The sequence below is a fragment of the Pseudomonas sp. SDO524_S393 genome, from assembly GCF_054071875.1.
In genome coordinates this window covers 1-225 of record NZ_JBSVVZ010000183.1, presented here as the reverse complement: position 1 = coordinate 225, position 225 = coordinate 1, and the positions used below count along the sequence as shown (strand labels likewise).

1 protein-coding gene is annotated in these 225 nt (G+C 62.7%); it reads right to left on the bottom strand.

Features of this window, described 5'->3' with window-relative positions; genetic code table 11:
- A partial coding sequence (locus ACW9IB_RS29570; RefSeq protein WP_457416875.1) for a hypothetical protein occupies positions 1 to 225 on the bottom strand: 225 nt, incomplete at both ends.

The window sequence follows — 225 nt, the reverse complement described above, 5'->3', positions numbered from 1 at the left end:
GCACGCCGTCCTGGGCCAGCAACAGCGCTTCGATTTCCCCCAGTTCGATACGGAAACCACGGATTTTCACCTGATGGTCAACCCGGCCCACGTATTCGATCACCCCGTCGGCGCGATAACGCGCCAGGTCACCGGTGCGGTACAGGCGCTCGCCGGTTTCACCGAACGGATCCGGCACAAAACGCTCGGCGGTCAACAATGGACGGTTCAAGTACGCGCGCGCCA